The organism is Blastopirellula marina, assembly GCF_002967765.1.
Lineage (GTDB): Bacteria > Planctomycetota > Planctomycetia > Pirellulales > Pirellulaceae > Bremerella > Bremerella marina_A.
On record NZ_PUHY01000010.1, the window covers coordinates 1,079,576 to 1,103,986 of the forward strand.

At 52.9% G+C, this 24,411-nt stretch carries 23 protein-coding genes; 8 read left to right on the top strand and 15 right to left on the bottom strand.

Annotated elements, in window-relative coordinates; translation table 11 throughout:
* Positions 1-11: 11 nt before the first annotated feature.
* Positions 12-1,130: a hypothetical protein gene (locus C5Y83_RS15515; protein WP_146117790.1), complete on the bottom strand. Its 1,119-nt coding sequence runs from the start codon at positions 1,128-1,130 to the stop codon at positions 12-14.
* 995 nt (positions 1,131-2,125) lie between these two features.
* Between C5Y83_RS15515 and C5Y83_RS15520 the strand changes: the two genes are divergently transcribed.
* The gene (locus tag C5Y83_RS15520) at positions 2,126-3,127 is read left to right on the top strand and encodes a DUF1559 domain-containing protein (protein ID WP_105330629.1); all 1,002 of its coding nucleotides are present in this window, start codon (positions 2,126-2,128) and stop codon (positions 3,125-3,127) included.
* A 373-nt stretch (positions 3,128-3,500) separates the two neighbouring features.
* Here C5Y83_RS15520 and C5Y83_RS15525 read toward each other — a convergent pair whose 3' ends face one another.
* Complete coding sequence (locus C5Y83_RS15525; RefSeq protein WP_105330630.1) at positions 3,501-3,950, bottom strand: RrF2 family transcriptional regulator; 450 nt, start codon at positions 3,948-3,950, stop codon at positions 3,501-3,503.
* Between the two features lie 146 nt (positions 3,951-4,096).
* On the opposite strand from C5Y83_RS15525, the gene C5Y83_RS15530 reads away from it, so the two are divergent.
* The gene (locus C5Y83_RS15530) at positions 4,097-4,687 is read left to right on the top strand and encodes a protoglobin family protein (protein ID WP_105330631.1); all 591 of its coding nucleotides are present in this window, start codon (positions 4,097-4,099) and stop codon (positions 4,685-4,687) included.
* A gap of 91 nt (positions 4,688-4,778) precedes the next feature.
* Here the strand turns inward: C5Y83_RS15530 and C5Y83_RS15535 are convergent, their stop codons facing one another.
* The 3 genes from C5Y83_RS15535 to C5Y83_RS15545 all read right to left on the bottom strand — a co-directional run bounded on the left by C5Y83_RS15535 (position 4,779) and on the right by C5Y83_RS15545 (position 8,145).
* Positions 4,779-5,342, bottom strand: coding sequence for a hypothetical protein (locus tag C5Y83_RS15535; RefSeq protein WP_105330632.1), 564 nt, complete (start codon positions 5,340-5,342; stop codon positions 4,779-4,781).
* A gap of 173 nt (positions 5,343-5,515) precedes the next feature.
* Positions 5,516-6,406, bottom strand: a complete 891-nt coding sequence (locus C5Y83_RS15540; RefSeq protein WP_199195047.1) for a mechanosensitive ion channel family protein — start codon at positions 6,404-6,406, stop codon at positions 5,516-5,518.
* 167 nt (positions 6,407-6,573) lie between these two features.
* Positions 6,574-8,145 (bottom strand): sialate O-acetylesterase, encoded by a 1,572-nt coding sequence (locus tag C5Y83_RS15545; RefSeq protein WP_233207238.1) that lies wholly within the window; start codon positions 8,143-8,145, stop codon positions 6,574-6,576.
* 169 nt (positions 8,146-8,314) lie between these two features.
* Here C5Y83_RS15545 and nhaA point away from each other — a divergent pair, with 169 nt between their 5' ends.
* The 5 genes from nhaA to C5Y83_RS29140 all read left to right on the top strand — a co-directional run bounded on the left by nhaA (position 8,315) and on the right by C5Y83_RS29140 (position 12,970).
* Positions 8,315-9,685, top strand: coding sequence for a Na+/H+ antiporter NhaA (gene nhaA / locus C5Y83_RS15550; RefSeq protein ID WP_199195048.1), 1,371 nt, complete (start codon positions 8,315-8,317; stop codon positions 9,683-9,685).
* A 149-nt stretch (positions 9,686-9,834) separates the two neighbouring features.
* Entirely contained in the window at positions 9,835-10,533 is a 699-nt protein-coding gene (locus C5Y83_RS15555) for a DUF1080 domain-containing protein (protein WP_105330633.1), read from the top strand.
* Positions 10,534-10,734: 201 nt separating this feature from the next.
* Positions 10,735-11,520, top strand: a complete 786-nt coding sequence (locus C5Y83_RS15560) for a site-2 protease family protein (protein ID WP_105330634.1) — start codon at positions 10,735-10,737, stop codon at positions 11,518-11,520.
* Positions 11,514-12,311, top strand: a complete 798-nt coding sequence (locus tag C5Y83_RS15565; protein ID WP_105330635.1) for an SGNH/GDSL hydrolase family protein — start codon at positions 11,514-11,516, stop codon at positions 12,309-12,311. The genes C5Y83_RS15560 and C5Y83_RS15565 overlap by 7 nt, the downstream gene beginning before the upstream one ends.
* Positions 12,312-12,670: 359 nt before the next feature.
* Positions 12,671-12,970 (top strand): histone-like protein 2, encoded by a 300-nt coding sequence (locus C5Y83_RS29140; protein WP_114304685.1) that lies wholly within the window; start codon positions 12,671-12,673, stop codon positions 12,968-12,970.
* 165 nt (positions 12,971-13,135) lie between these two features.
* Here the strand turns inward: C5Y83_RS29140 and C5Y83_RS15575 are convergent, their stop codons facing one another.
* From C5Y83_RS15575 to C5Y83_RS15585, 3 genes are all read right to left on the bottom strand, one after another.
* On the bottom strand, positions 13,136-14,203 hold the full coding sequence (locus tag C5Y83_RS15575; RefSeq protein WP_105330636.1) for an Mrp/NBP35 family ATP-binding protein: 1,068 nt from the start codon (positions 14,201-14,203) through the stop codon (positions 13,136-13,138).
* 78 nt (positions 14,204-14,281) lie between these two features.
* A complete protein-coding gene (locus tag C5Y83_RS15580) occupies positions 14,282-14,719 on the bottom strand; it encodes a hypothetical protein (protein ID WP_105330637.1) in 438 nt (145 codons plus the stop codon).
* Between the two features lie 65 nt (positions 14,720-14,784).
* Positions 14,785-16,221 (bottom strand): sigma 54-interacting transcriptional regulator, encoded by a 1,437-nt coding sequence (locus tag C5Y83_RS15585; RefSeq protein WP_105330638.1) that lies wholly within the window; start codon positions 16,219-16,221, stop codon positions 14,785-14,787.
* A gap of 136 nt (positions 16,222-16,357) precedes the next feature.
* Here C5Y83_RS15585 and C5Y83_RS15590 point away from each other — a divergent pair, with 136 nt between their 5' ends.
* Positions 16,358-17,542 carry a M20 family metallopeptidase gene (locus C5Y83_RS15590; protein WP_105330639.1) on the top strand — a complete coding sequence of 395 codons (1,185 nt, stop codon included), beginning with the start codon at positions 16,358-16,360 and terminating at the stop codon, positions 17,540-17,542.
* 121 nt (positions 17,543-17,663) lie between these two features.
* Here C5Y83_RS15590 and C5Y83_RS15595 read toward each other — a convergent pair whose 3' ends face one another.
* The 7 genes from C5Y83_RS15595 to coaE all read right to left on the bottom strand — a co-directional run bounded on the left by C5Y83_RS15595 (position 17,664) and on the right by coaE (position 24,405).
* A complete protein-coding gene (locus C5Y83_RS15595; RefSeq protein ID WP_105330640.1) occupies positions 17,664-17,987 on the bottom strand; it encodes a calmodulin-binding protein in 324 nt (107 codons plus the stop codon).
* 174 nt (positions 17,988-18,161) lie between these two features.
* Positions 18,162-19,154, bottom strand: coding sequence for a signal recognition particle-docking protein FtsY (ftsY, locus tag C5Y83_RS15600; protein ID WP_105330641.1), 993 nt, complete (start codon positions 19,152-19,154; stop codon positions 18,162-18,164).
* Positions 19,155-19,285: 131 nt separating this feature from the next.
* A complete protein-coding gene (locus tag C5Y83_RS15605; RefSeq protein WP_105330642.1) occupies positions 19,286-20,506 on the bottom strand; it encodes a glycosyltransferase family 61 protein in 1,221 nt (406 codons plus the stop codon).
* Positions 20,507-20,623: 117 nt separating this feature from the next.
* The gene (nusB, locus tag C5Y83_RS15610) at positions 20,624-21,043 is read right to left on the bottom strand and encodes a transcription antitermination factor NusB (protein WP_105330643.1); all 420 of its coding nucleotides are present in this window, start codon (positions 21,041-21,043) and stop codon (positions 20,624-20,626) included.
* Between the two features lie 100 nt (positions 21,044-21,143).
* Positions 21,144-21,626, bottom strand: coding sequence for a 6,7-dimethyl-8-ribityllumazine synthase (gene ribH, locus C5Y83_RS15615; protein ID WP_105330815.1), 483 nt, complete (start codon positions 21,624-21,626; stop codon positions 21,144-21,146).
* Between the two features lie 156 nt (positions 21,627-21,782).
* Positions 21,783-23,258: a transcription termination factor Rho gene (gene rho, locus C5Y83_RS15620; RefSeq protein WP_315850492.1), complete on the bottom strand. Its 1,476-nt coding sequence runs from the start codon at positions 23,256-23,258 to the stop codon at positions 21,783-21,785.
* A gap of 550 nt (positions 23,259-23,808) precedes the next feature.
* Positions 23,809-24,405 carry a dephospho-CoA kinase gene (coaE, locus tag C5Y83_RS15625; RefSeq protein WP_158262372.1) on the bottom strand — a complete coding sequence of 199 codons (597 nt, stop codon included), beginning with the start codon at positions 24,403-24,405 and terminating at the stop codon, positions 23,809-23,811.
* Between the last annotated feature and the right edge of the window lie 6 nt (positions 24,406-24,411).

A 24,411-nucleotide genomic window follows, 5' to 3' on the forward strand; every position in this document is an offset into this window, starting at 1 on the left:
CCGATTCTCATTTAGAAGCGTTTCGTTAGCAGCAAGGCAAACTCGCTGTCGAAAAGGCGATCCGCACCCTCTCGAAGTGGCGTGACCACGGCGGCTGTAAGCAGATAGTCGTTACCCAACTGAAAACGGAGCCCGCCGGTTGCGTTCAAGACGTCGATTCGGTTGAACGGGTTGGTAACGATGTCACCATCATCCGGACCGGCTTGTGCAAAATCGGCGTCATTGAGTGTCGTCGAGTAGTGCAACTCACCAATGATCGCAGCCCGACGAATGAATCCACCACCGTGCGTGTTGTCGTAAAACCAGTGCCCGGCCGAGTAGTCGAGGTACAAAAAGTTTTGTTCCTGGAAACGCGATACCGTCGTGAATTCGCCTGAAAATGGTGAGGTCTCGACCATGAACGAATTGCCGTTGGTATCGAAGTCCAGCTGAGCTGCCAGGATCGACCAGGTTCGCGACGAGTGTTGATGGTAGTAGGCAATGAACGGCAACAAGTGAACCGATTGATTATCGATTCGGAGTATCGATCGCCCCGTATTGCCATTGATGACATCGGCATCTTGAGCCGTAGGCAGGTTGACAGAAAGACCGGCCGAGATGGCCGACTGATTTCCGCGTTGCCACAACAAGCTCTTCCACGTCAACGTCATGTTGCCGAACTCGCCGTTGGTTTGCGAGCCACTCCCGGTGACATCCTGTGTAGCGTTCAAACCACTGAGAATCGGCACGCGAACTTCCAGCGAAGAAGAGTCGTTCAGAAATGTCTTCTCCAGGCCTAACGTGAAACGATCAACGTCTTGCTTCGAGAGAGTGACGTTTCGCACAGGTTGGCTGAAGTGATTGTAGTTAGCGAAGAAGCGATTGACCGGAATGGGACTGACGTTTTCGGTCAGTTTAAATCGGCGATCACTACCAGCAATTGGCACATTGAAACCGTCAGCGGGATTCGTCGAGTTGTAGCTCGAACCAGAAATCAACGCAGTGCTGCCGAAGAAGTCACCGATGGTCGCATCACGGAAGCCTATTGCTTCCGAGGAGGATGCCAATGCGGTCGAAGCGGCGAAGGTCGAGGCCGGCGAAGGGAGCTCAGGCAATGCCGGCAGTTCGTCCGTCATGGGAATCGGGGCCATCGGATTTTGATCCGAGGGTGACTGCTCCGAAGGAGACATCGGAGAGCTTGGTGCCCCGTAATAAGGACTCGCCTGGCAAGGATTAGGCGGACAGGGGCAACACTGGCATTTCTTCGGGGCACAATTGCAATCAGCCCAACCGATGTTGGTACCAACAGCAGATGCTACCAATGCAGCAAGAGCCACGATCCATGTGCGGCAATCCATGTCCCACGTCCTTTGGGTTCACCAGAGTCTAATCGAGATTGGCTGCCCCCAATCCAAGCGCACCGGCAGCCACTGTAAGTGATTCTTCGGCATCCCCCAGGATGACTCTCCATGCAAGCACCTTACGAATTGCTTGAGAACACAGAATTACACGAAAGTGGAAGCGTCAACGCCCTAAAAGTCTTCCCAGCCACCCCTGTCTTCCATGCATAGATACGGATCTAGTCTGTTCATGTGATGAAGCGGCTTACCGCAAGGCAAAATTCGAAAGATTTCACCCCGGCTTCTAGGCATCCACACGACTCCCCAATCCAGGGATCTCGTAGAGAACGTTTGCGTGCTCAATTGAGGTCATCCGTATTAGCGAGACCGTTCCATGTGAGATAAGTCTAAGGGAACGATTCACCTCTATGCAACATAAGGCACCGCTATCACAATGTCGCTGCTGGCGGGAGCATCTTTACGATAACCCACTAGTGGGTAAGGGAATCCGAACCACTCATTGGAAGTGCGATCTACGAAAGTGCGGCATCTCCATTTCTTAACAATCAAGAATAACCCCTTAATAATCAGCTACGAATTAGCTTCGTTTTCTCTTCATACACGCGCACTAAATTCTCTGCTTCGCGACCATCCTCTTTGATCGGTCAAAGGGAAATTTGGATATGGTTCGCCGTAAACACTGCCGCGATCAGCATCAGCCACCATCCAAGCTGGGTTGGCAACCACTTACCGTCACCAGCCACCACACACCGGGCAGTTGATCGCCAAAGTAACAGGATTCATTGATGTCTTTCGTTCCCCACCCCATTCCCAATTCTTCACGTCGCGCTGGTTTCACACTGGTCGAATTACTGGTGGTGATCGCCATCATCGGCGTGTTGATCGCCCTCCTATTGCCGGCCGTCCAGCAAGCTCGTGAAGCTGCTCGCCGCATGCAGTGCACCAACAACCTGAAGCAAATCGGCTTGGCGTTCCACAACTTCCAAGATACCTACGGCCACCTGCCGTATGGTGCTCGTGATGGAAATGAAAACAGCTCGCCGGACACATGCTGCAGTTCACATGTCGTTTCGGGCTGGAGTTGGCTATATCACATTTTGCCGTTCATCGAGCAGCAAAACATCTACAACCTCGGCGACGTGAACAACCCCAGTGGCACGGAGAAAATTGTTTCGCAAAGTGCAGTGGAATCGTACTATTGCCCTTCGCGTCGACCGGTAAGTGCCTACGGAGGCTACTACCGAAGCGATTATGCAGGCAACGCTGGCGAACGACATAGCGATGGTGCTCGTGTAGCAACTAGTACGGGTGCCCATGGTGTCGTTCGACATCCGGGTATCAGCAATGCCAAACTAACTATCGAACGCATTCAAGATGGCTCGTCCAACACGCTGATGGTTGGCGAAAAGGCCCTGAACGAAACAGCCTTTGGCTCGGATGGTGGTGATAACGAACGCTACATCAACCCAGGTTGGGACGAAGACGTGATGCGTTGGGGTACCTTCTTCAGTAAAGGCGATAATGCTTACACGCCGATGCCGCCAATCTCCGACAACGATGCTCCGAAAAAGGAATCCGATGGCTCATGGACCCTAAGCCAGAAGATTCCACTCTTCGCAAACGGTACTTTTGGCCGTTGGCACGGATATTTCGGTTCGTCGCACACTGGCGGTACTAACTTCGTATTAGCGGATGGTTCGGTGCACTTTATTCCAACGACAGTCGACGGCCAAATAATGCAGCGTCTTTCGTTGAGCGACGATGGACAAGTAGTGACGCTCCCGTAACCGTCGTTCTGCAAATATTTGAATGTGACGTCTTAGCATGCGTTGGGCGTCACATTCGCGAAATACTTGACGATACCCGTTCGTAGAAGAAGAGATTTGATTGTGAACTTATTCATAAGATTCGTTGTTTTGGCCATCATCTTTAGCTCTATGACTGGATGCGGAAGCTCCGACTCATCGAAGCCTCATGCCGAATTAACTCCTGAAGAACAAGCAGAGAGCGACGCACACTACGCAGCCGTGGAAGATGAAGAGCGAGCAAACGCTGGCCTTCCACCAAAAAAGAAGTAACAGTACCCCTGCCTATAAACATTCGGAGCCCATGTCGGTCCCTTCTGACATGGGCTTCTTAATGCGCCGATCTTACATAAGACTACTTCTTAGGCGACGGGCGGGCTTCGGGGAACTCGCACAGCGGAATGCTTGTCGTTGGTTCTGCGATCACTTCGGCCAACGTGGTTTCACGAAACGCTTCCTCGACGCTGGCCATTGCGTTGTCGAGTCGGCGGTGCAGTGGGCACAGGTTGGCTCCGTGAGCTTTCAGCCCCAAAGGGCAGGTTCCAATGCGGACAATTGGGTCAACCGCATTGACAACTTCGAGGATCGTCAATTCTTCCGGCGACTTCGTCAGCGAGATACCGCCCCCTACCCCGCGCTGCGATTTGACAATGCCTGCCCGCACAAGTCCTTGCAGCACTTTCGATAAATACGCCACCGGCACCTTGGTACTACTGGCGATCTCTTCGGTGGTCGAGCTACTAGGCGCGGTGTAGGCCAAATGACACACAGCACGTAACGCGTATTCAACGGTCTGAGAAAACATCGTATTCCCGTAAATGGGCGAAACTGGATATTGACATCCAATTATTCGAATCCTAAATTGACAAACAAAGTGGACACAAATATCCACTTTAGCTTCTCACTCTCCAGTTTACCTTAAGTTCGCCATTTTCTCGATTGGGTAATACGATGAAAAACATCGACGAAGCACGCTTGGAAACCGATCTAGCCTATCGATTTGGCTATCTTTTGGAGTTTGTGGGCTTTGGCGCGGACGATATTGCCGCTATCCATGGTGCCGCAGGTGCCCTCGCCCCGCTGGTCCCTTCCTTAGTCGACGCAGTCTACGAAAAGCTGCACGGGTACGATGCCACTTGGCGTCACTTTGTCCCACGTCAGTCAGGCTACGAGGGAGAAACGCCCGAATCAGTGGAAACACTGTCGCTGGATCACGAACAGATTCAATTCCGTAAACAGCATCTGGCACGCTATCTAGAATCGTTGGTGACGCGTCCCTACGACGAAAAAATGCTCGTCTACCTCGATATGGTCGGCAAGATTCATACGCCAGCCGCCGGCAGCAAAGACTTGGACGTTCCGTTGGTGCAAATGAATGCCCTGATGGGCTTCGTGGCGGATGCCTTGATCGCCACGATCACTGGCCTCGGTCTCGATCGCGAAACGGAAGTCAAAACGCTGCGTGCCTTCAACAAGCTGTTATGGCTGCAGAATGACTTGATCAGCAAGCATTACGTTCCTCAGACCGAAGCTGTTTCGTAACAACCGCATTTAGGGTCTCAAGAAACAAAAAATGGCTACGGGCAGTTGTCCGGCAGCCATTTTAGACTTGGTTCGTTATCGACCAGCCAACTTAGTTGGCGATCGGCTCGTTGGTTGCCTGCTTCGCCCGCATTTGTTTTAGCTTGGCGGCAATTTGGTCGTGGATCGCCTGCGTCGTACTGACGACGACGGATAGGTTGGTTTGGAAAGGCGCCATACTCGAATTCGTTTCTGTCATTGCTTCTTCGCCGATGGCGGCCTCAAGCTCGGCTACAACGTTTTCGAGACCTTCTGAAAGTCCTTCCTCCCTCTGCACGACCAAATCCTGCAGAGAATAGACCTTTTGGTAACGTGGTCCGAACTTCTTTTTTGGCTGTTCGGTCTTATCTACGACCGTCCGTTTCTTGGCATTGGCTTTGGCCTGCTTGACCTTCGCGAGCATCCGTTTAATCTCTGGCTCATCTTCGCCAAATTTTTCTCGGGCTCCTAAGGCGATCAATTCTGCCATCTGCCAGTCGGATGATTCCATCAATTCGTCGTACAGTCCCATCACCTTTTCAGCGTGACTCGGCGACCAACGCAACGGTTCTTCTGCCATCGCGAAACAGGACGAGACACCCACCGAAAACACGGCGGTCCAGACACTCTTCATCATCGATCCGAATCCTTCCAACGTTGAAGACTAACTCCCGCGCTGGCAACCTCCCTGCGAGAAACAAACCGACGCTTCTCTTCGCCAACTCAAGTGGGAGGGGCAAAATACCAAGACTCGTATTTGCCCGTCAATCCAAATCAAAGAGGCGTTCCCAAAAGGACCACCTCCGCTAGCTACGCAGGCTGCTTTACCTCTTCCTGAAACAAGTGAACATCACGCTGTGGAAACGGAATATGGAATCCACGTTCATCCATGCCCACCTTGATCTCTTCGACAATATCGCAGCGTGTTGCCCACCAATCTGGTGTTTTCACCCAGCCCCTTACTTTAAAGATGATCGCGCTGTCTCCCAGCTCAAAGACGCGAACCTCCACCGCGGGATCTTCTAAGATCCGCTCGTCTGCCTCGAGCGTTTCGACCAGAAACTGTTTGACGGCGCGGATGTCATCGTTGTAGCCGCAGCCAATCTCCAAATCGACCATTCGCGTCGGATGCCCAGTAAAGTTTGTTACTACGGCACTGGTAATTTCACCGTTTGGGATAATGATCCGTTTGTTGTCAATCGAACGCATGATCGTGTGAAAGATGTGGACTTCCTGAATAACACCGGTCGCTCCACCCGCTTCCACGAAATCTCCGACACCGAATGGGCGAAACATGATCAACATGATTCCCGCGGCGAGATTGGTCAACGAATTTTGCAAAGCCAAACCGATTGCCAGGCCGGCCGCACCCACAACCGCCGCCAGCGAAGTTGTGTTGATCCCCAATTGATTCAATGCTGCGATGAAGACCAAGCCAATCAACAGTGCGTAGGCAATGTTAGAAAGGAAGCCCGCTAACGTGTCGTCGATCCGACTACGTTTGATCGCACGAACGAATAGCCCACGTGCAAATCTTGCCGCAATCCAACCGAAGAACAATACAGCAATGGCCGCGACTAGATTAGTCGCCCAAATGGGTCCCTGCTCGACCAGAAAAGCCGATGCTTTGTCGTAGATGTCCGAAAAGCGAGTCATGGCGTTCTGGGGAGCATCGCCATCAGCCTGAGCAAATAGGAACATGGAATTCTCCTGGTGCGATACGCGAAACGAAACGGGAAGTCTGAATTATCGACACCCCGAGGCAAGAACCAAGCCTGATCAAGTAACAAACAAAGGCCGCGTTTCCATGGAAACGCGGCCTTATTCATTGAATGGTTGTAGGTTCGATGCCCAAATGGGCCGAAGACCTACTGATTGTTCTTTGTCACGCCGTCCCAATCATCGGTACGGAATGGAGTCGCTGGCAAACCTTGCGAGTTCTGGAGGTTCGCTTCTGGGTTATCCGCCCAGGCATAACGAACCGCAACCGGCTCTTTTACCTCGGAACTGGACACTCGAACATGCGTTGCATCCACAATGCTTGCATTAGCATGGACAAACTTTTTGTCCTTACCGGCAATCGTGAATCCTTGCAACGCTCGGGTATCAAAGTAATCAAGCTGGCTGCCAAACGTATCGAACTCGAGAACAACGGCATCGCCATCGACTTTCATCGATTTGTAGCGTGGGCTACGTGAAACGATTTTGTAGCCGTACTCATTGGCCAACGCCAAACGAGCAAGACGCTTGGCCACATCTTGTTTGTTCTTCGGGTGAATGTCTTCCGCTTCGCCTAGGTCAATGATCACGGCCTCGCCGGTATTTGGCAGACGATCCATAGTCATCGTTTGTGCTTCACGTAGCTCGGCCCAATCGCTTTCCGACGGTTCGTCTTTCTCTTGACGAAAGTCAGCCAATTGCACCCAGTAGAATGGAAAATCACCTTGTCCCCATTCGTTGCGCCAATTCTCGATCATCATTGGGAAGAGATCACGGTATTGGTAAGCACGACCAGCATTCGATTCGCCTTGGTACCAGATCACGCCACGAATTCCATACCCGATAATTGGATTCAGCACGCCGTTATAAAGATTGGCCGGGCGATGCTGATTCGTTAGCGGATTTCGTGGTGCACCAGGACGACCTCCTGGAGTCGGCTTGCCCGCAGCTTTGGCTTCCTCCGCCTTCTTCTGCCACGCTTTCAAGTTCTCGCGATACTGAGCCATCGCGTTTTCGTGATCATATGTCGACTCGGTCTTCTTCCAACGATCGAGCAATGCATCGAACTTGCCACTTTCACGCAGCACGTCGCGATTCACCCAAGCTTCCGCCGAAGAACCACCCCATGAGTTGTCGATCAAGCCGATCGGAACATCCAGGGTTTGCTCCAATTGACGACCGAAGTAGTAACCAACCGCCGAGAAACTGCCTACCGTATCGGGCGTGCAAAGTTCCCACTTGCCGTTGAAGTTGTCTTGTGGCTCTTGCGTACCAACTTGAGGAACCGAAATCAGACGCATCTTGGGGAAATTAGCCGTCAGCTTCTCGATGTCAGCATCGTTCGCAGCGTTCACATCCCATTGCATGTTCGACTGGCCACTACAAACCCAGACTTCGCCGACCAGAACATCCTTAATCACTTTTTCGCTGTCGCCACTTTGGACCACAACTTGGTGAGGTCCGCCAGCGGGTAGCGATTTCAGTTCGGCTTTCCAGCGACCATCATCGTTCGCGTTGACGGTAACTTTTTGATCACCTAGGGCAACCGTAACATCGGCACCTTTGCTTGCCTGTCCCCAGATGTAAATCGGCATGTCCCGCTGTAGCACCATATGATCGGTGAACAGGTTGGGCAATTTCAGTTCGGCTTGCGACGAACCAACCAGCAAGCAAGAAAACAACACAGCCAACAAACCGCTGTGCATCCAACGCATTTTCATGAGGGAGTCTCCAGGTAGGGAAGCGGAATAGAAAATAGGGCGAGATCGCTCACTATAGCACACGCCGGGGAGGGAAACAGCATGTTCCCGCACGGGACGCGCAGGTTGTTCGTTTCCGATAAGTCTCGTAGGTTGGGTCGAAGCCCCACAGTCGAAAACGAGGAACTGCATGATGAGCGACCATTCGTCTGATCAAGAATATTACTTGATGTGGAAGACCCGCGGTCCAATTCGGCGGCTGATATCGCCTCTGGAAGGATTGATTTCCGATGCTGCTTGGGGCGGTGTTCTGTTGATGATCTGCACTGCGGTGGCACTTTATCTGGCCAACAGTTCCTGGCAACACGATTACCACGAAATTCTTACCACTCCGATCGATATCGGACTTGGCAACTCGCATTTGAAACTGGATATCCATCACTTCATTAATGATGCACTGATGGCCATCTTTTTCTTTGTGGTGGGGCTAGAAATCAAACGTGAAGTGTTGGTCGGCGAACTCTCGCATGTCAGCGAAGCCATTCTTCCCGCGTTGGCAGCCTTTGGCGGAATGATTGTGCCTGCAGCCATCTTCATAGCAGTGAACTTTCATCAACCTGCCGAAAAAGGTTGGGGGATTCCGATGGCGACGGACATTGCGTTCAGCCTTGGTATTCTTTCGCTGCTTGGCAGGCGTGTTCCTTTGTCCGCCAAAGTCTTTCTGACGGCGTTTGCCATAGTCGACGACATTGGCGCCTCGCTGGTGATTGCATTCTTCTACACCGATACGATCACTTGGTCCGCTTTGGGGATAGGAGCTTTCTTTTTTACCTGTTTAGTCCTCTGTAACGCGTTTGGTGTTCGCCGATCATCCCCTTACGTTTTTCTGTCGGTCCTGTTGTGGCTTTGCTTTCTGAAGTCGGGCATTCATCCAACGATTGCTGGTATCCTCGCTGCTTTGACGATCCCGGCTCGCCCCCGGCTTCAATCCGACGAATTCCTGATCTCAACGCGCATGCTTTTAGATCGGATTGAAGAAAAACGAGAAGAGGAATCGAACGTGCTGAAGAACAAAGAAAAGCACGCAATGATTTCTGACGTCGAAACGGCCAGCAAACTTACCCAGACTCCGCTGAAGCGTTTCGAGAACTCACTGCATCACTGGATTACCTTCTTTATCATGCCCGTCTTTGCGTTGGCCAACGCAGGTATCACCTTCGATGGAGGCTTGGTCAATAGGCTTACTCATACCGTAACCATCGGTATCTTACTGGGGCTTATTCTCGGTAAACAAATTGGTGTCACCCTATTCGCCTGGCTAGCGGTGAAACTGGGCTGGGCACAGTTGCCTCGCGATGTCTCATGGAAAATGTTGTACGGCCTGTCTTGGCTTGGAGGCGTTGGCTTTACGATGTCGCTGTTCATTACCAATCTGGCTTACGGTCGTGAATCGGTGAGCCTTGATGACGCCAAAGTCGGCATCCTGCTTGGTTCTGCCATTGCCGGTATTGGGGGCAGCCTTATCGTGTGGTGGACGTTGCCCCAGGAAGGGATGGACTGATTGACAAGTTTCAGCAGCTTTTCATCGTAGTAAGCATCGCTCGGCGTCCTCGGTGCGGGGATGGACACTGCACAGAAACTCAACTATTCTGAATTCTATTAGCAATAGCCCCCATTCCCCTCAGATCACCAATACAGGAATACCTCCTCATGACTCGTACTTGGATTGCCCTCCCCTGCCTCGTGGCTGTCTTGTTCGCAAGTGGCGTTTGCCAAGCTGAAGAAAGCGAAAAGTTTGTGCCGCTGTTCGATGGCGAGACGCTTGATGGCTGGGTCCAACATGGCGGGACAGCGAAGTACACCGTCGAAGATGGCGTGATTGTCGGTACCTCGGTTCCGAAGACCGGCAACAGCTTTCTGTGCACCGAGAAACCGTACACCAATTTCATTCTGGAAGTTGAATACCTGGTCGACCCACTGTTGAACTCTGGCATCCAGATTCGCAGCAACGTTTACGACGAGAAGAAGACTTACACCACCGACGAAGGTAAAAAAATCACGGTCAACCCTGGCCGCGTCCATGGTTACCAAGTCGAAATCGATCCTTCCGATCGTGCTTGGAGTGGTGGTATCTATGACGAAGGTCGCCGAGGATGGCTGTTCAATCTGAAGGACAAGCCAGAAGCAGGCGCTGCGTTCAAGCAAAACGAATGGAACAAGTACCGCATCGAATGCCGTGGCGATTCGATCAAGACTTGGGTCAACGGTGTGCCAGCCGCTGATTTGAAAGACGACATGACCTCGACTGGTTTCATCGCCCTGCAAGTGCACGGTGTTGGCAACGACGAAAAGAAGGTCGGCAAGCAAATCAAATGGCGTAACGTCAAAATCATCGAGTTGGAAGACTAAGCTCGTCATTTGATTGCCCGAATACGAATTCATGAGACAGGCCGCGAATTGATCGCGGTCTGTCTTTTTTTTTGCGCTGCTGCAATCTTATCGTCATCCAAAAAACGTTAAGATCACAAGACGATTGTCCATTTCGCGATCCCTTCCCGCGTAAAGCGATAGGGAGACGCTTCCTTAAGCGAGTGAGCAACCAACAAACGTATGTTCCTAACCGAACCAAGACACACGCCGTACGACCTAAACTTTCGCCTGTTCGGTGTTCCCGTCCGGATTCATCCTTTGTTCTGGCTAGTTACCGTCATTCTCGGTTTCGATCCAGACGATCCGAAACAAGTGCTGCTTTGGGTCGGCGCCGTTTTTATTTCGATTTTGATCCACGAGATGGGGCACGCGATGGCCATTCGCTGGTACGGATGGTCCCCCAGTGTGGTGCTGTATTCGCTCGGGGGTCTGGCGATTCACAATCCGTACACATCCGCCTACTCCGGCACAAGCCAGATGCGGCGTAACCGGTGGACGCAAATTGTTATTAGCCTGGCAGGGCCGTTCGCCGGTTTCCTCCTGGCAGGCCTCCTTGTGGCCAGCCTCACGGCAACAAACATTGCGACGTTCCAACTGATCTGGTTCGAAGAGTCCAACCTACCGTTCGTCGCCACCATTCCTGGCCCAAGCTTGGCAAATAACCTCTACGCTTACAGTTTCATTCACTACTTGATGTTCATCAACATTTGGTGGGGTGTCGTTAACTTGCTACCGATCTGGCCGCTTGACGGTGGCCATGTCTCGCGCGAACTATTTCAGATGTTCGATCGCCAAGAAGCAATTCGTAATTCGCTTGTTTTGTCGCTTGTTTGTGCTGCCGGAATGGTTTTGTGGGGCTTCCAAAGCGGCGACGGCTTTATTGCGATGATGTTCGTGTTCATGGCCATCGGTAACTATCAAGACTTATCAGGTGCCGGCCGCTATGGAGGAGGAAACCCTTGGTAATCGATTCTAAAAACGAAGAAATGTCGCATCGCTTGATCGTGTTAGGCGCGAGCAACGTTGCCAAGAGCTTGGAAGTGCTGCTGAACGTGGCTCCCCAGATGATGCCTAAGCCGCTTGAAGTTTACGCGGCGATTGGACGTGGACGCTCTTACGGGGCTTCTTCAAAGTTTCTTTTTCGTGGACTTCCAGGAATTTTAGAATCCGAACTTTGGCCTGTTTTGGAAAATAGAACAAGTAGCGCCGAAACGTCTTGTGTGATCACCGACGTAGGTAACGACCTTCTTTACGATCAATCGGTTGATCAAATTATTGATTGGGTTCAGCAGTGCATCATTCGCCTTCGGCAAACCGAAGGACGCATCGCGATCACTGGTATTCCACTTTCGTGCGTGCGCAGTTTAGCGTCTTACAAGTTCACTGCGTTTCGCACGATGATGTTCCCCAAATCGCGTTTGCAATTGCAAACCGTGCGTGATCGCGCGGAAGCTTTAGACGTTCGTCTGCAAGAGCTCGCGAGTGATGACGACATCACGTTTATCCCGCAAAAACCAGACTGGTATGGCTTTGACCCAATTCATTGGAAGCAAGCCAAACGACCTGAAGTATGGCACACCATTCTTAATGCGCTTGGTCATCAAGCGTTCAACTATTCGAGTGTGCGATCGAGCTTCTTTCACTCGATCCGTCACTGGGGAACACGGCCCGCATCGCGCACGTTGTTTGGCATGAAACAAACCAAAGCGCAACCATCAATTCATCGTGGCGAACATCTTACGGTCGCGCTCTATTGATGATCGTTAAGCGCGCGTCATTCGATCGCGCGCTTCGTTTAGTCGGTTCACCTTTCTACGTGACCCCGATTTTTTCTCAAAGAAGTTTGCAGTTGTACGTCGCGACATGTGGAAAACGTGTTGCAAAAAAAACGAATATACGTACAACTTACCTCAGCTTCTTTTGTGAATGGCCTTATGAAAGGCACCGGGCTGCATAGGAAGCTGCACTGCTCACCATGTCCAATTTGGCTTGAATGAGCGCCCGGCTAGATTTCCAAGTTTGTCGCAAACGCAACGGAATGACGAAGTGACTCGATCGGTTCGACTTCACTTCAAGTTGAAGTGCAACGCGACGTGATCTTACGGAGGACGTAATAGTGGCCACAAAGAAGAAAACCGTGAAGAAGGCGGCACCGAAAAAGGCAGCAACCAAAAAGACTGCCAAGAAAGCCGCTCCAAAGAAGGCTGCCAAGAAGGCCGTGAAGAAGACGACCAAGAAGGCTGCCCCAAAGAAGAAGGTTGCCAAGAAGAAGACGGCCGTTAAGAAGGCTGCTCCTAAGAAGAAGGTCGCAAAGAAGACGACCAAGAAGGCTGCTGTGAAGAAGACGGCAACCAAGAAGACCGTAAAGAAGGCTGCCAAAAAGTCGGCCAAGAAGACCGCAAAGAAGAAGTCCTAAGACTAACTCGGCGGTAAGCACCGAAAAGAAGCACGTTAGCCGCGCATCTTTTCCCTCAGCAAGATCACAACGAGACAGAGCCGTTTTCCTTCTCGGAAAACGGCTCTAACCTTTTCTTGTCGCCCTGATTGTCACAAGTGCAGTAAATGACAACTGCACAAGCACTTACAGTACGGTCAACGAGGGCATCGGTGGCTTTTCAGCGGCCGAATCGGCCAACTGTTTGACCAAGTTGTAAGCGATTTGCTCGAATCGTGGAGCGGTGACTTCGTTCTCGAGAACATTCGCCGTTTTCCCAGCATCGCCATCTTCTCGGATCGAGATCGTGATCGGCACATCGCCCAGGAAAGGAACATGGAGTTCCTCGGCCTTCTTCTTGGCACCGCCACGACCGAAGATGTCCCACTCCTTGCCTGTATCAGGACAAACGAATCCACTCATGTTCTCGACTAGGCCGAGAACAGGGATCTTCACTTTGCGGAACATCGAGATCGCCTTGATCGCATCTAACAATGCGACTTCCTGCGGCGTGCAAACTACCACGCTTCCAGTAAGTGGCAAGAGCTGACTTAGTGTCAATGCAATATCACCGGTACCAGGTGGCATATCGATGATCAAGTAATCGAGTTGTCCCCAATTGGTGTCACGCAGGAACTGAGTGATCGCCCCATGCAGCATCGGACCACGCCAGATGACTGCTTCATCTGGTTCAACCAGCAGACCGATCGAAATGATCTTCATACCGTCCACTTCACGCGGCTGAATCTTCTTCTCGATCACCTCTGGGCGACCCGAGACACCCAACAGATGGGGAACACTCGGACCATACACGTCGGCGTCCATCAAACCAACTTTGGCACCCGATTTCTTCAGGGCATAGGCCAAGCAGGAAGCAACGGTACTCTTACCAACGCCACCCTTGCCTGAACCGACGGCAATCACGCTCCGAGCAGACAATCCAATCTGACCGATCGGCTCGATCTTACGCTGATGTTCCTTCAGCGTGATGTTGATTTCGGTTAGCTCTGGAATCGCCTTTTGCAACGTGTCGTGAACAAGTTGCTTAGTATCCTGCCAAAGCGGTGCACTGTGCGTGGTAAGTTCCAAGATGAACGAGATCTTCGTTCCTTGCAGATCAATCTCTTTGATCTGATCCGTTGTAGTAATTGAACGCCCACTTAGTGGGTCTTTAATACCTTCCAAAGCTTTGATTACTTGCTGCACGTCAGCCATGGAGTACTCTCCTTCAAGGAAAGCGATCGACGAAGTCAAAATGATTCGTCGCGCTGAATGAATTCGGTTGTGGGGCAGTTACCAGGGGAGCCAATCCAAGGGATCCTGCACTTCGGTTGTCGGTTCTTCATCCGGAAACGCCTTCAGAAGTCGATCGATCGTTTTGGCCAGCTTGGGAACCGATTGGCTTCCAATGAAAACCAAACCGCTCCCCATCTCCCAACCTGCCCGATGCCATGCTTCCATTTCTTCATCCATCAGAAGCAGAACGTGGCACTTCGGCCAACGAACATGGGTCGCAGCAGCTTGCCGCAGCCTGGCAGCACACTGGGATGCTGACATCGATTGACGCAAAGCGATCAGCAGCAGACGGTGACTCTCTTCCGACAGCAGCTTATCCACTTCCGATGCGATACGGGCTTCGGTAAATCCGTGAGACGTCGGCGAGACCGCCCGCAGGCGCGGAGCCCAGCAGGGATGAGGTTCGTAAAGGATACACCGAGCCGACCGATCCATGACAACCACTGTTCATCGTAAAAAGAGAGGTCAATAGTGACAACCACGCATGCCCCGAGGGAGGCCTATTCCAGCCCCCACTGTTCGATCCGTCGGTGCAGCCGCGCGCGGGATATACTTAACATATGAGCTGCCTGAGTCTTGTTTCCTTTCGCCGCTTTCAGTGTACGTTCGATAATCTGCCGCTCATACGTCTCTAAGGCTGTATCCAAATCGATCGAATCAGGCTCTTTGGCTTCTGTCACCTTGCGTGGAGCATGCGAAACGGCCATCGGAAAGTCGGTTAGATTGAGCGTAAACCCAGTGGCCACTTCGTGCGCGGCGGTGAGCATCTCGTGCAGCTCGTCGATATTGCCTGGCCACTCATGTTGCTGTAATCGATCGATCGCATCGGACGATATCGATTGCAACTGCCGATCCGAGGTCACGTTCAATTCCTCAAGTACCGCCTGGGCGAGATATGGGATGTCTTCCGGGCGATCACAAAGAGGCGGCAAAGCAATCTCCAACGTCGATAGTCGAAACGCTAAGTCTTCGCGAAACTGACCACGTCTGGCAAGCGTTAGCAACGACTCTTCCGAGGTGGAAAGTATGCGCAAATCGACATCAATCAGGTCGACCAAATGTAGCAACTCACTCTGCGCGCCGAGATCCAACTTCTCGGCATTCAGCAGAATCAACGACGCACGATTGGCTTCGTCATCATCGAGGCAGCGGCGAGCGAATGCACGAATCGTGGTTTGCATGATCTCGGCATCCATCAATTCACCCTGAATCGTAATCACCGGCCCCACTTGACCATGGTGCGACGAGTAACAAATTGTGCGGGCAACTTTCTCTTTCCCCGTCCCAGGCTGACCAATCACCAGTACCGGTACACGTGACTGTGATGCCAGGTCGACCAATCGACGAACGCGGATCATCGCCGTACTGACACCAACCAGGTGGCTCACGGAATACTTGCCGCGATACTCATGACGCAACGCTTGCAGCGCCGCGTGGATTTCCTCTTGTGGTTGCAATGGGCCAGTATGTGGAAACCGATCAGGAGGTCCAAGCATGACTACCACATTGCGAACCAGCGACACATCGTCCGTGTCTTGGCTGTCAGCAAGTGGCACGAAGATCGCGCGCCAAGTTACGACGTCAGTATCTTCATCGGAAACGGCCAAGGTCACTTCGCGCGTTCCAACTTCACCTAGCCAGACGTTGGATGCGGGACAAAGATCAGCGACTACTTGGAGCGGCTTGGGAAGCTGTCCCAGACCATGGTATTTGGCAGCCTGCTCCAAAAGTTCATCACGCGAGACGCCCAGCGCCTTTTCGGCAGCGGTGTTCAAGTAACGAACGGAGTTTCCCTCGCCAAACAATACAATTGGCCACGCCGAAAGATCGAACGCTTGAAGCAGAAAGGTCGTTGGTTTTCGAGGAGGAGAAGGCACGGCGAAGCTACAAACAAAAGAATTGACGTGGTCGGGGAGACTTTCAAGCAAACTTCGCATTATAAACTATGCCTCCACAGGTCGCGGGGCGCTTGTGAGAAAACGCGTTAGCGCGAACAATAGAGATTATCTCCCCTCCTTTAACTCAGCTAACCGCCGGGCAATTGAGCCCAAGATTTCCCTAGGATGCAATCTTATGCCGATGGATGTGGTGGAACTGACGCAACGCTTGGTCCAAGTTCCCAGCGTGAACCCGATGGGACACCCAGTCGACCAACCAGAGATCCAACTTGAGCATCGCGTTGCCGACTTCCTGGAAGCTTTCTTTCGTGAGCTAGGTTTGGCGTACGAACGTTCCGAAGTCGCGCCGGGCCGCGATAACATCGTCGGCTGCCTGCCAGGGACCTCGGGGAAGACGATTGTTCTGGAAGCGCATCAAGACACCGTGCCAATTGATGGCATGACGGTCGAACCTTTCGGTGGTGAGCGTATCGGCAGTCGCATTTACGGACGTGGATCGTGCGACGTGAAAGGTGGCATGGCGATGGCGTTGACGGTCCTCTCGCGACTGAAAGAGAACCCCAGCGAGAAACAGCCTACGATCTTGGTCGCATGCACCGTGAACGAAGAATGCGGCTTCACAGGAGCTCGTCATTTGGCCAACCAATGGAAGTCAGGTGAATCGAAACTCGTGCAAGGCTTGCCGGATGCGGTATTCGTTGCCGAGCCGACGGAAATGCATGTGGTCGTTTCGCACAAAGGGGTCATTCGCTGGCGCTGTCATACGCACGGCCAAGCCGCCCATAGCAGTCGCCCTTCCGTTGGCGACAACGCCATCTACCGAATGGGCAGCGTGTTAGGTGCGATCCGCGAATACGAACAAACCGTTCTCGATCAGCAACCGGAATTGGGTGCCCTGGGCAAAGCAACAATTAGTGTCGGCACGATCGCAGGTGGTGTTAGTGTGAACACGGTACCTGATTGCTGTACGATCGAAATCGATCGGCGCGTCTTGCCGGGTGAGTCGCAAGAGACCATTCGGCAAGAAGTAATCAACTTCATTGCTGCGCGGGTCGATGACCCCACGAAGATTACTCACGACCCGCCTTACATGAGCTCTCCTGGCCTACCGTTGAGTGATGCGAATCAAGCCTTGGCTCAACAGATCACCGACGTGGCCAGTTCGTTTGGTATCAACAGCGAACACAAGCAAGTCGCTTACGGAACCGATTCGCCGGCCTACTTCGCGATCGGTGTCCCTTCGGTGGTTTACGGCCCTGGGTCGTTAATCCAGGCGCACACCAAGGACGAATTCATCGAAGTCGAGCAACTCACTCAGGCCACCGATATCCTGGAAGCTGTTTGCCGCAGCTTCTCGTAGCCTATCGCAGCACGACCTTAACAGTCTGCTAAGCATGGTGTCCAAGAACGTCAAAAAGCGAGAACCTTTCAATCAGATTCTCGCTTCCGAGGTCAACTATGCGTTTGCGCGACGCGGGCTATTAAAACACGTCCAACAGGAAGTGGTGGCCGGAGTGGTACAGACGTCCGTTTGGATACGGGTTCTGCCACGTCTTGTTGTAAACCGGAACGCGCATTTCGGCTGGATAGCGGTAGTACAGGCTATCGCGACTGCGATAGTACTCTGGCCCCTGGAAATTCTGGGGATAGTAGACGTACGGATAGTGGTAGAACCGTTCCCAGTCGTAGCTACCGTAGGTTCCGCCCCAAACACGACTAAATGCCTGGTCACCGGCCTCTACATTGGAAACCGAAACCGACATCATTGCGGCAATGACCAGACCAAACACGATGTGTCGAAACATCGATGATCCCCCTAAAACTTCAGTGGATTTTATTGGAAGCCGTGGCCAATCTCCCACGCATCCCACGGGCACGAAGACATGCCGCACCCTTAGCATCGGCGTGCCACGAAGCTGGAATTAAAAGAAAATCCCGCAGAACCGGTACCACGGTCAAATTAGGGAGCCAAGCAGCTGCTAGCCCTCGGCGAACATCGCATCGCAGAATGCTTGCGGATCGAAGCGTGTAAGGTCTTCCGGTTTCTCGCCCACCCCGATGAACTTCACCGGTAACTGGAATTCCTTTCGAATGGGCACAACCACGCCCCCCTTGGCCGTACCATCGAGCTTGGTGAGCACGATGCCGGTACACTGAGCCGCTTCGGAGAATCCTTTGGCTTGGCTGATCCCGTTCTGACCGGCTGTGGCATCGAGAACCAACAGCACTTCGTGTGGGGCTTCCTCAATCTTCTTGCCGAGCACACGCCGCATCTTGTCGAGCTCGGTCATCAAGTTCTTCTGAGTCTGCAGTCGACCAGCCGTATCGATAATGACCACGTCCGCGTTCGATTTCAGCCCCTCGTCAACCGCGCGGAAGGCCACACTGGCGGGGTCGCTGCCGGCTTCCCCTTTGACGATTGTCGCCCCCAAACGTTCGGCCCAAATGGTCAGCTGTTCGGTGGCCGCGGCTCGGAAGGTATCGCCTGCTCCGAGCACGACCGAGTTACCTTGATCGATGAACCAACGCGTTAACTTGGCGATCGACGTGGTCTTCCCCGCGCCATTGACCCCCACGACCAGAATGACCGTCGGGCCTTCGGCGGCCATCTTGATTGGTTCCTGATCCTGCTGCATCAGATTCGATAGCTCGTCCTGAATGTTCTTCAGGATGTCTTCCGTATGAACCACGCGGCCACGGAAGTCACGTTGAATCCGATCTTTGATTTGGTTCGCCGGACCGGCACCCATGTCGGTACGAATCAGGACCGCAAAGATCTCGTCCAGCAGTTCTTCGTCGACCAATCGACCTTCCGCTTTGAAGAGATCGCGAATGTCGGTATTGAGCAGGCGGCGTGTTTTCTCCAGCCCCATGCCGAGACGCCCGAAGAAGCCAGGTTCCTTCGCTGAGGTTTCTTCCTGCGAGGTGTTGTCTGCTTCTTCCTTTTTCTTACCGAATCCGAAAATGCCCATCTCTGCGAATGCTTCCTAAGCCATTGGAGGGAACTTGTAACACTGGGGGGTCATCTAGAAATCGTACCCGATTCGCCGGTTTTTGTCTGCGAGGTGCTTCGCCTGGAATGCGGCAAGATCCAGCGGATGGCCTACATGGCGCAAGCCACCGGTTGTTCGACAGAACTCAAGAGATCTTGGACTTCTTGGAGAACCGCGGCCAAATCGATCTCGATATCCGCCTCAGTCCCGACATGCCCAGGCCGGCGGACCGCCCGCCCGAAATAAACGCGAAAGGCAAGTTCATTGAGGTGCGAAAGACAGTGAAAATAGCGACACGGACGTGACGTAGGGGAGATTTCGAGTACCGCAGTCCCAGGACGGCAGTATGCCAGGTTTGTCAGCCCAGCCCCGTGCGGACCGACCACGATTTCCGCTCGCTGAAATAGCTCGACCTGTTCTTTCACGGTTAGCAATTCCAAACGCACGCACTCAAAACCCAGCTTCTGCAGGGCGATGATCAGCTTCTCTTCGTCCACGATGCGGCGAGAACTGCACGACGTTCGCGGGATGTAAAGTCGGGTACGCTCTGAGCTTCCGTATTTACTCCAAGATTGCGAGCGCATGGAATCGCGAAGGAATTCAATCCCGGTGGGATGAGGATAGCCTCCGTCACGCCCTAAGACGATCAACTCGTCGGCTTGCAGATGGGTGTACCGTCCCATCCGCAGGATTTTTGATTCCTCGATACCCAGCAGCGTTAAAGACTGGACCATGAACGGTTTGCGATTGGGGGCCGCGACCCAATCGAACTCGATGCCCGACTCTTGCAAGAGTCGAAGCTGCGACATGATTTCGATCGTCCAGTGATAGTAGTTTCTCTGGGCGCAGCTGTTGGTCAGCACCAGCAAACGACCTGGTACCTTCGTGGGTCGTGGGACATAAACCACTTCGCCAGCGTGCGGAAAGACGTGATGAAACCCGTCGCCGTTCAGATCGAGGATCTCTTGCTGATCTTTCGTCAGCACAAACCCGTAACGACAGAACAGGCTTCCTTGGGAGACAATCGCCATCATTGCTCCCGGATGATCAATTGTCGCCTTCCCCTCCCAAGCAGCCATCTCAGCTTGTTCGGCCTCTGAAAGCATTTCAAGCTGCTCAGGAATTTCATCGACCCGTCCTGACATGGACCATTCAGGAAAGATCGAATGCAGGGCCGGTTCGATATGCTGAAGCGAGATTCCGCTTACCTGAGCCAGGTCAATGTACTGTGTACACTGCGAACGGCTAGGAACTGCCAACCCGCGTCGTCGCCACCACAGCTGAAGCACGTGGTTACGTAAGTCCTTAACAGGTTGAAATTTCAGACGCATCCTGGCTCGTTCCGATGGGCAGATTTCGTGGTCAGAAACCTACCGTAATTCCGGGTGGAATCGCAATAGAGATGCGCGCCGTACCGACTGCTAGCGACCCAGATATCGCTTAAGAATCTAGGCGTTACCTTCCGCCTGATTGCTCTTCAAAATCCGATCCAACAGCCCATTAACAAACTGAGGGCTGTGCTTGCCCCCAAACCGCTTGGCCAGTTCGACCGCTTCGTTGATGGCAACACGAGCCGGAGTGTTCGAGTACAGAATCTCAAAAGCCCCTAGACGCAACAAGTTGCGATCGGTGGCGGCCATACGTCTTAGGCTCCAGTTGTCAGCGAAACGCTCCAACTGCTGATCGATCTTCTTACGATGCTCGCGCGTGCCGACCAACAGGTACCGGCCGAACTCGATCAGGTTTTCATCCTGGTTCAAACGCGCACGGAGGAATTCATCCGCCAGACGCGGATCTGCGTCGGGGTTAAGGTCTTCCTGATAAAGGATTTGCAGAACTACTTCGCGCGCTCGACTACGTCTTGCCATGGGTCTTTAGAGAGTGCCTCGTCTCGAATTGCAGCCGTTTGATGAAAGGGTGGGTCAGGTGAACCAAACGGATTGATGAATTATAGCGAGCGAGCCTAGATCATGTTTCCGACTGAGGAAGATTTCGGAGAAGTCCCATCATTTCCAGGGCAGCTTCCGCCGCTTCTACCCCCTTATTGCCGACCGCCCCCCCTGCTCGACTGATCGCTTGCTCGACGGTGTTACAAGTCAGTACACCGAATGCAACCGGCAACTCACATTCTAACGCTAAGTTACCGAGGGTCTGGCTGACCTGGGTGTTGATGTGGACATCGTGCGTGGTTTCGCCCCGGATAACACATCCCAGACAGATCACAGCCGCGTAATTGCCACTGCGAGCCATGACGGCTGCTGCCAGGGGAATTTCCCAAGCGCCGGGCACCTTGGCCACGTCAACGTTGCCTTCTTCAATCCCGCGACTAGCAAGCGTCTCTAACGAGCCCGTTAAAAGTTTGCCGGTAATCGAATCGTTATAGGTCGAAACGACAATCGCGACGCGTAGGCCAGTCGCCTGAAAATCAGTTCCAGTGTAAGTATTCGCCACGATCGCCTCGAACGAAAATGCATGTTTCAGAAGGGAATGGAAAGCCAATCACCAAAGCCTAGTGGTGAGGCCGGCGCAGTTTCGCCGAGAATGATTGCCCGGCGACAACACGGCACCACAATTCGGGCCGTGCCGGAGGGTCGAAACCTGCGAGTCTTACTGCAGATTCATACTCATCAGAAATTCTGCATTGGTCTTGTACTTACCCATATGGCTAAGCAGGAATTCCATTGCGTCTGGAGCATTCATTTCGTTGAGTACACGTCGCAAGATGCAAACTCGGCGATACTCTTCAGGATCCATCAACATCTCTTCGCGACGGGTACCGCTCGCGTTGATATCGATAGCTGGCCAGATACGGCGGTCGACCATGCGTCGGTCGAGCGCAATCTCTTGATTGCCAGTTCCCTTGAATTCCTCAAAGATCACGTCATCCATGCGGCTGCCGGTATCGACCAAAGCCGTTGCGATGATCGTTAGCGAGCCCCCTTCTTCGACCTTACGGGCCGAACCGAGGAAACGCTTCGGTCGCTGCAAAGCATTGGCATCCAAACCGCCGGAAAGCAGCTTACCCGACGGCGGGCATTCGCTATTCCAGGCGCGGGCCAAGCGAGTAATCGAATCGAGGAAGATCACCACGTCGGTGCCAAACTCAACCATTCGTTTCGCCTTCTCGATCACCATTTCGGCAACCTGAACGTGGCGCGATGGCGGTTCGTCGAAGGTCGAACTGATCACTTCACAGTTCGGACCTTTCACCTGGCGTTCCATATCCGTGACTTCTTCCGGACGCTCGTCAATCAAAAGCATGATGACGTAGGCATCGGGATAGTTTGCCAAAACGGCCTTGGCCATGTTCTGCATCATGATCGTCTTGCCAGCACGTGGCGGACTGACAATCAATCCACGCTGACCGAAACCAATCGGCACAATCAAGTCGATAATTCGACCGGAAACTTCCGTCGGCACAGTTTCCATCCGGATACGATCGTCCGGATGCAGCGGCGTTAGGTCGTCGAAGAAGACCTTCTGCGCGGCAACATTCGGATCTTGGTAATTGACCGCCTCGACCCGAAGCAACGCAAAGTAGCGTTCGTTTTCCTTGGGCGGACGAATCTGCCCCGTAACGACGTTACCCGTCTTCAAGCCGAACCGTCGAATCTGGCTCGGCGAGACGTAAATATCGTCCGGACAGGACAGGTAGTGATAGTCTGGGCTGCGAAGGAAGCCGAAGCCATCGGGCAAAATCTCGAGCGTCCCCTCGCCGTACATCAAGCCGCTCATCTTCACGCGTTCCTTCAGGATGCGGAAGATCAGGTCCTGGCGGCGAGCGGCGGTCAGGTCTTCGAGATTCTCTTTACGTGCTTCTTCGATCAATTCGGCCATCGACATCTTCTGCAGTTCAGCGATGTGAACTTCGCTGTGCTTCAGATTCTCGATCTGCTCGTCATCTTCGTTGATGGATTCGCCACGCTGTTTACCGCGAGCGATTTGTTCGGCCAGCGACATGGGCTCAGGGCCGTCGTCGTAGCCGTTGTTATGGTAGTTCCGTTTGGATGAATCGCGCGAAGAACGGCGGCCATCGGAGGAGTGGTTGTTCGAAGAACCAGAAGATTGGGGCGAATTGGACATGGATTGGTCGGTTTGGTCCGAGGAGCTCTCGCTTGATTCCGGCATGATTCCGGCACCGAACGCGTTGCCATCCTTCGAGACCCGGGGCGTCAGTTTGCTATTCGAATTGGTGTTGTTAGTTCGATTTGTTGTTGAATTACGCTGTGGCATTGGAGACCATTCTCCGAGAGAAATTCCCTGGCCGGACGAGCGAAATGGGATGGTCCCATCACTAACTATCCAGACCGGCTACGTATCGAAGCGGTTCATTGATCGACATGAATCGCGCCTTCGATGGGCGCGGGCTGTTCCAGGAATGAAGAGGAGACTTATTCGTTGTAGCAAAAGGCTCGAAAGTACGCGAGGCGATATTCGTGGGAAACCAAATCTTCGTAAATGGTTGTAATTTAAAGGGGTAAGGATAATTCGGGCTCGCCCGAACACGCGCCGCATTACAAACCCCTCCTTTGACTTAAGGCGGGTTAAATCGCCATTAAATGAAAGCACTTCGTAAAGTAGGAATCGGCGAGTAGGCGGAAAATATTCGAGGAACTTGTCGCGGGAACCCGCGTCATGATGAGGAAGTGGCGATCTGCTTCTTCCAAAACGCTGCTACTTCATCTCGTAGCTGGGACAAATCGCCGTCATTCGGAATGACGAAGTCTGCGTAACGTCGTTTAATGTCTAATTCTTCCTGCGCTGACTCGCGAATGTCAAACTCATTTTCTGTCCAATTTCGCGCGAGTGCTCGTTTCAGGCGGGATTCGCGAGATGCATCGATAAATAAAACGTGATCGCAGCTCTCAATCCAACCCGCTTTAATCATCACCGGGGCGTCGACCACGAAAGCCCTAACCCCGCGTTCCCTGGCTTGGTTTCGCGCTTTTCTAAGTTCCTCGCCTATCCGCGGATGAGAGATCTTTTCGAGATCTGCCAAAGCCTGCTTATGCTCCGCAGAGTCCCCAAAGACAATTGCCGCCAGTTTGGGCCTAGAAACGTTCCCTTCGCTATCAAATACGGCGGAAGAAAACCTCGCTCGAATCTCTTCTTTGGCGACAGGGTCTTCCAAAACACGGTGGCCTGCCCTGTCAGCGTCGAAAACCTCGGCTCCCAATTCTTTCAAAACATGGGTGGCGGCACTCTTACCTGAAGCGATACCGCCGAGCACTCCAAT

Bases quoted from the DNA above. Each gene is read 5' to 3' on its own strand.
- C5Y83_RS15515 (WP_146117790.1), bottom strand. From the start codon at position 1,130: ATGGCCCCGATTCCCATGACGGACGAACTGCCGGCATTGCCTGAGCTC.
- C5Y83_RS15520 (WP_105330629.1), top strand. From the start codon at position 2,126: ATGTCTTTCGTTCCCCACCCCATTCCCAATTCTTCACGTCGCGCTGGT.
- C5Y83_RS15525 (WP_105330630.1), bottom strand. From the start codon at position 3,950: ATGTTTTCTCAGACCGTTGAATACGCGTTACGTGCTGTGTGTCATTTG.
- C5Y83_RS15530 (WP_105330631.1), top strand. From the start codon at position 4,097: ATGAAAAACATCGACGAAGCACGCTTGGAAACCGATCTAGCCTATCGA.
- C5Y83_RS15535 (WP_105330632.1), bottom strand. From the start codon at position 5,342: ATGATGAAGAGTGTCTGGACCGCCGTGTTTTCGGTGGGTGTCTCGTCC.
- C5Y83_RS15540 (WP_199195047.1), bottom strand. From the start codon at position 6,406: ATGTTCCTATTTGCTCAGGCTGATGGCGATGCTCCCCAGAACGCCATG.
- C5Y83_RS15545 (WP_233207238.1), bottom strand. From the start codon at position 8,145: ATGAAAATGCGTTGGATGCACAGCGGTTTGTTGGCTGTGTTGTTTTCT.
- nhaA (WP_199195048.1), top strand. From the start codon at position 8,315: ATGATGAGCGACCATTCGTCTGATCAAGAATATTACTTGATGTGGAAG.
- C5Y83_RS15555 (WP_105330633.1), top strand. From the start codon at position 9,835: ATGACTCGTACTTGGATTGCCCTCCCCTGCCTCGTGGCTGTCTTGTTC.
- C5Y83_RS15560 (WP_105330634.1), top strand. From the start codon at position 10,735: ATGTTCCTAACCGAACCAAGACACACGCCGTACGACCTAAACTTTCGC.
- C5Y83_RS15575 (WP_105330636.1), bottom strand. From the start codon at position 14,203: ATGGCTGACGTGCAGCAAGTAATCAAAGCTTTGGAAGGTATTAAAGAC.
- C5Y83_RS15580 (WP_105330637.1), bottom strand. From the start codon at position 14,719: ATGGATCGGTCGGCTCGGTGTATCCTTTACGAACCTCATCCCTGCTGG.
- C5Y83_RS15585 (WP_105330638.1), bottom strand. From the start codon at position 16,221: ATGCGAAGTTTGCTTGAAAGTCTCCCCGACCACGTCAATTCTTTTGTT.
- C5Y83_RS15590 (WP_105330639.1), top strand. From the start codon at position 16,358: ATGCCGATGGATGTGGTGGAACTGACGCAACGCTTGGTCCAAGTTCCC.
- C5Y83_RS15595 (WP_105330640.1), bottom strand. From the start codon at position 17,987: ATGTTTCGACACATCGTGTTTGGTCTGGTCATTGCCGCAATGATGTCG.
- ftsY (WP_105330641.1), bottom strand. From the start codon at position 19,154: ATGGGCATTTTCGGATTCGGTAAGAAAAAGGAAGAAGCAGACAACACC.
- C5Y83_RS15605 (WP_105330642.1), bottom strand. From the start codon at position 20,506: ATGCGTCTGAAATTTCAACCTGTTAAGGACTTACGTAACCACGTGCTT.
- nusB (WP_105330643.1), bottom strand. From the start codon at position 21,043: ATGGCAAGACGTAGTCGAGCGCGCGAAGTAGTTCTGCAAATCCTTTAT.
- rho (WP_315850492.1), bottom strand. From the start codon at position 23,258: ATGTCCAATTCGCCCCAATCTTCTGGTTCTTCGAACAACCACTCCTCC.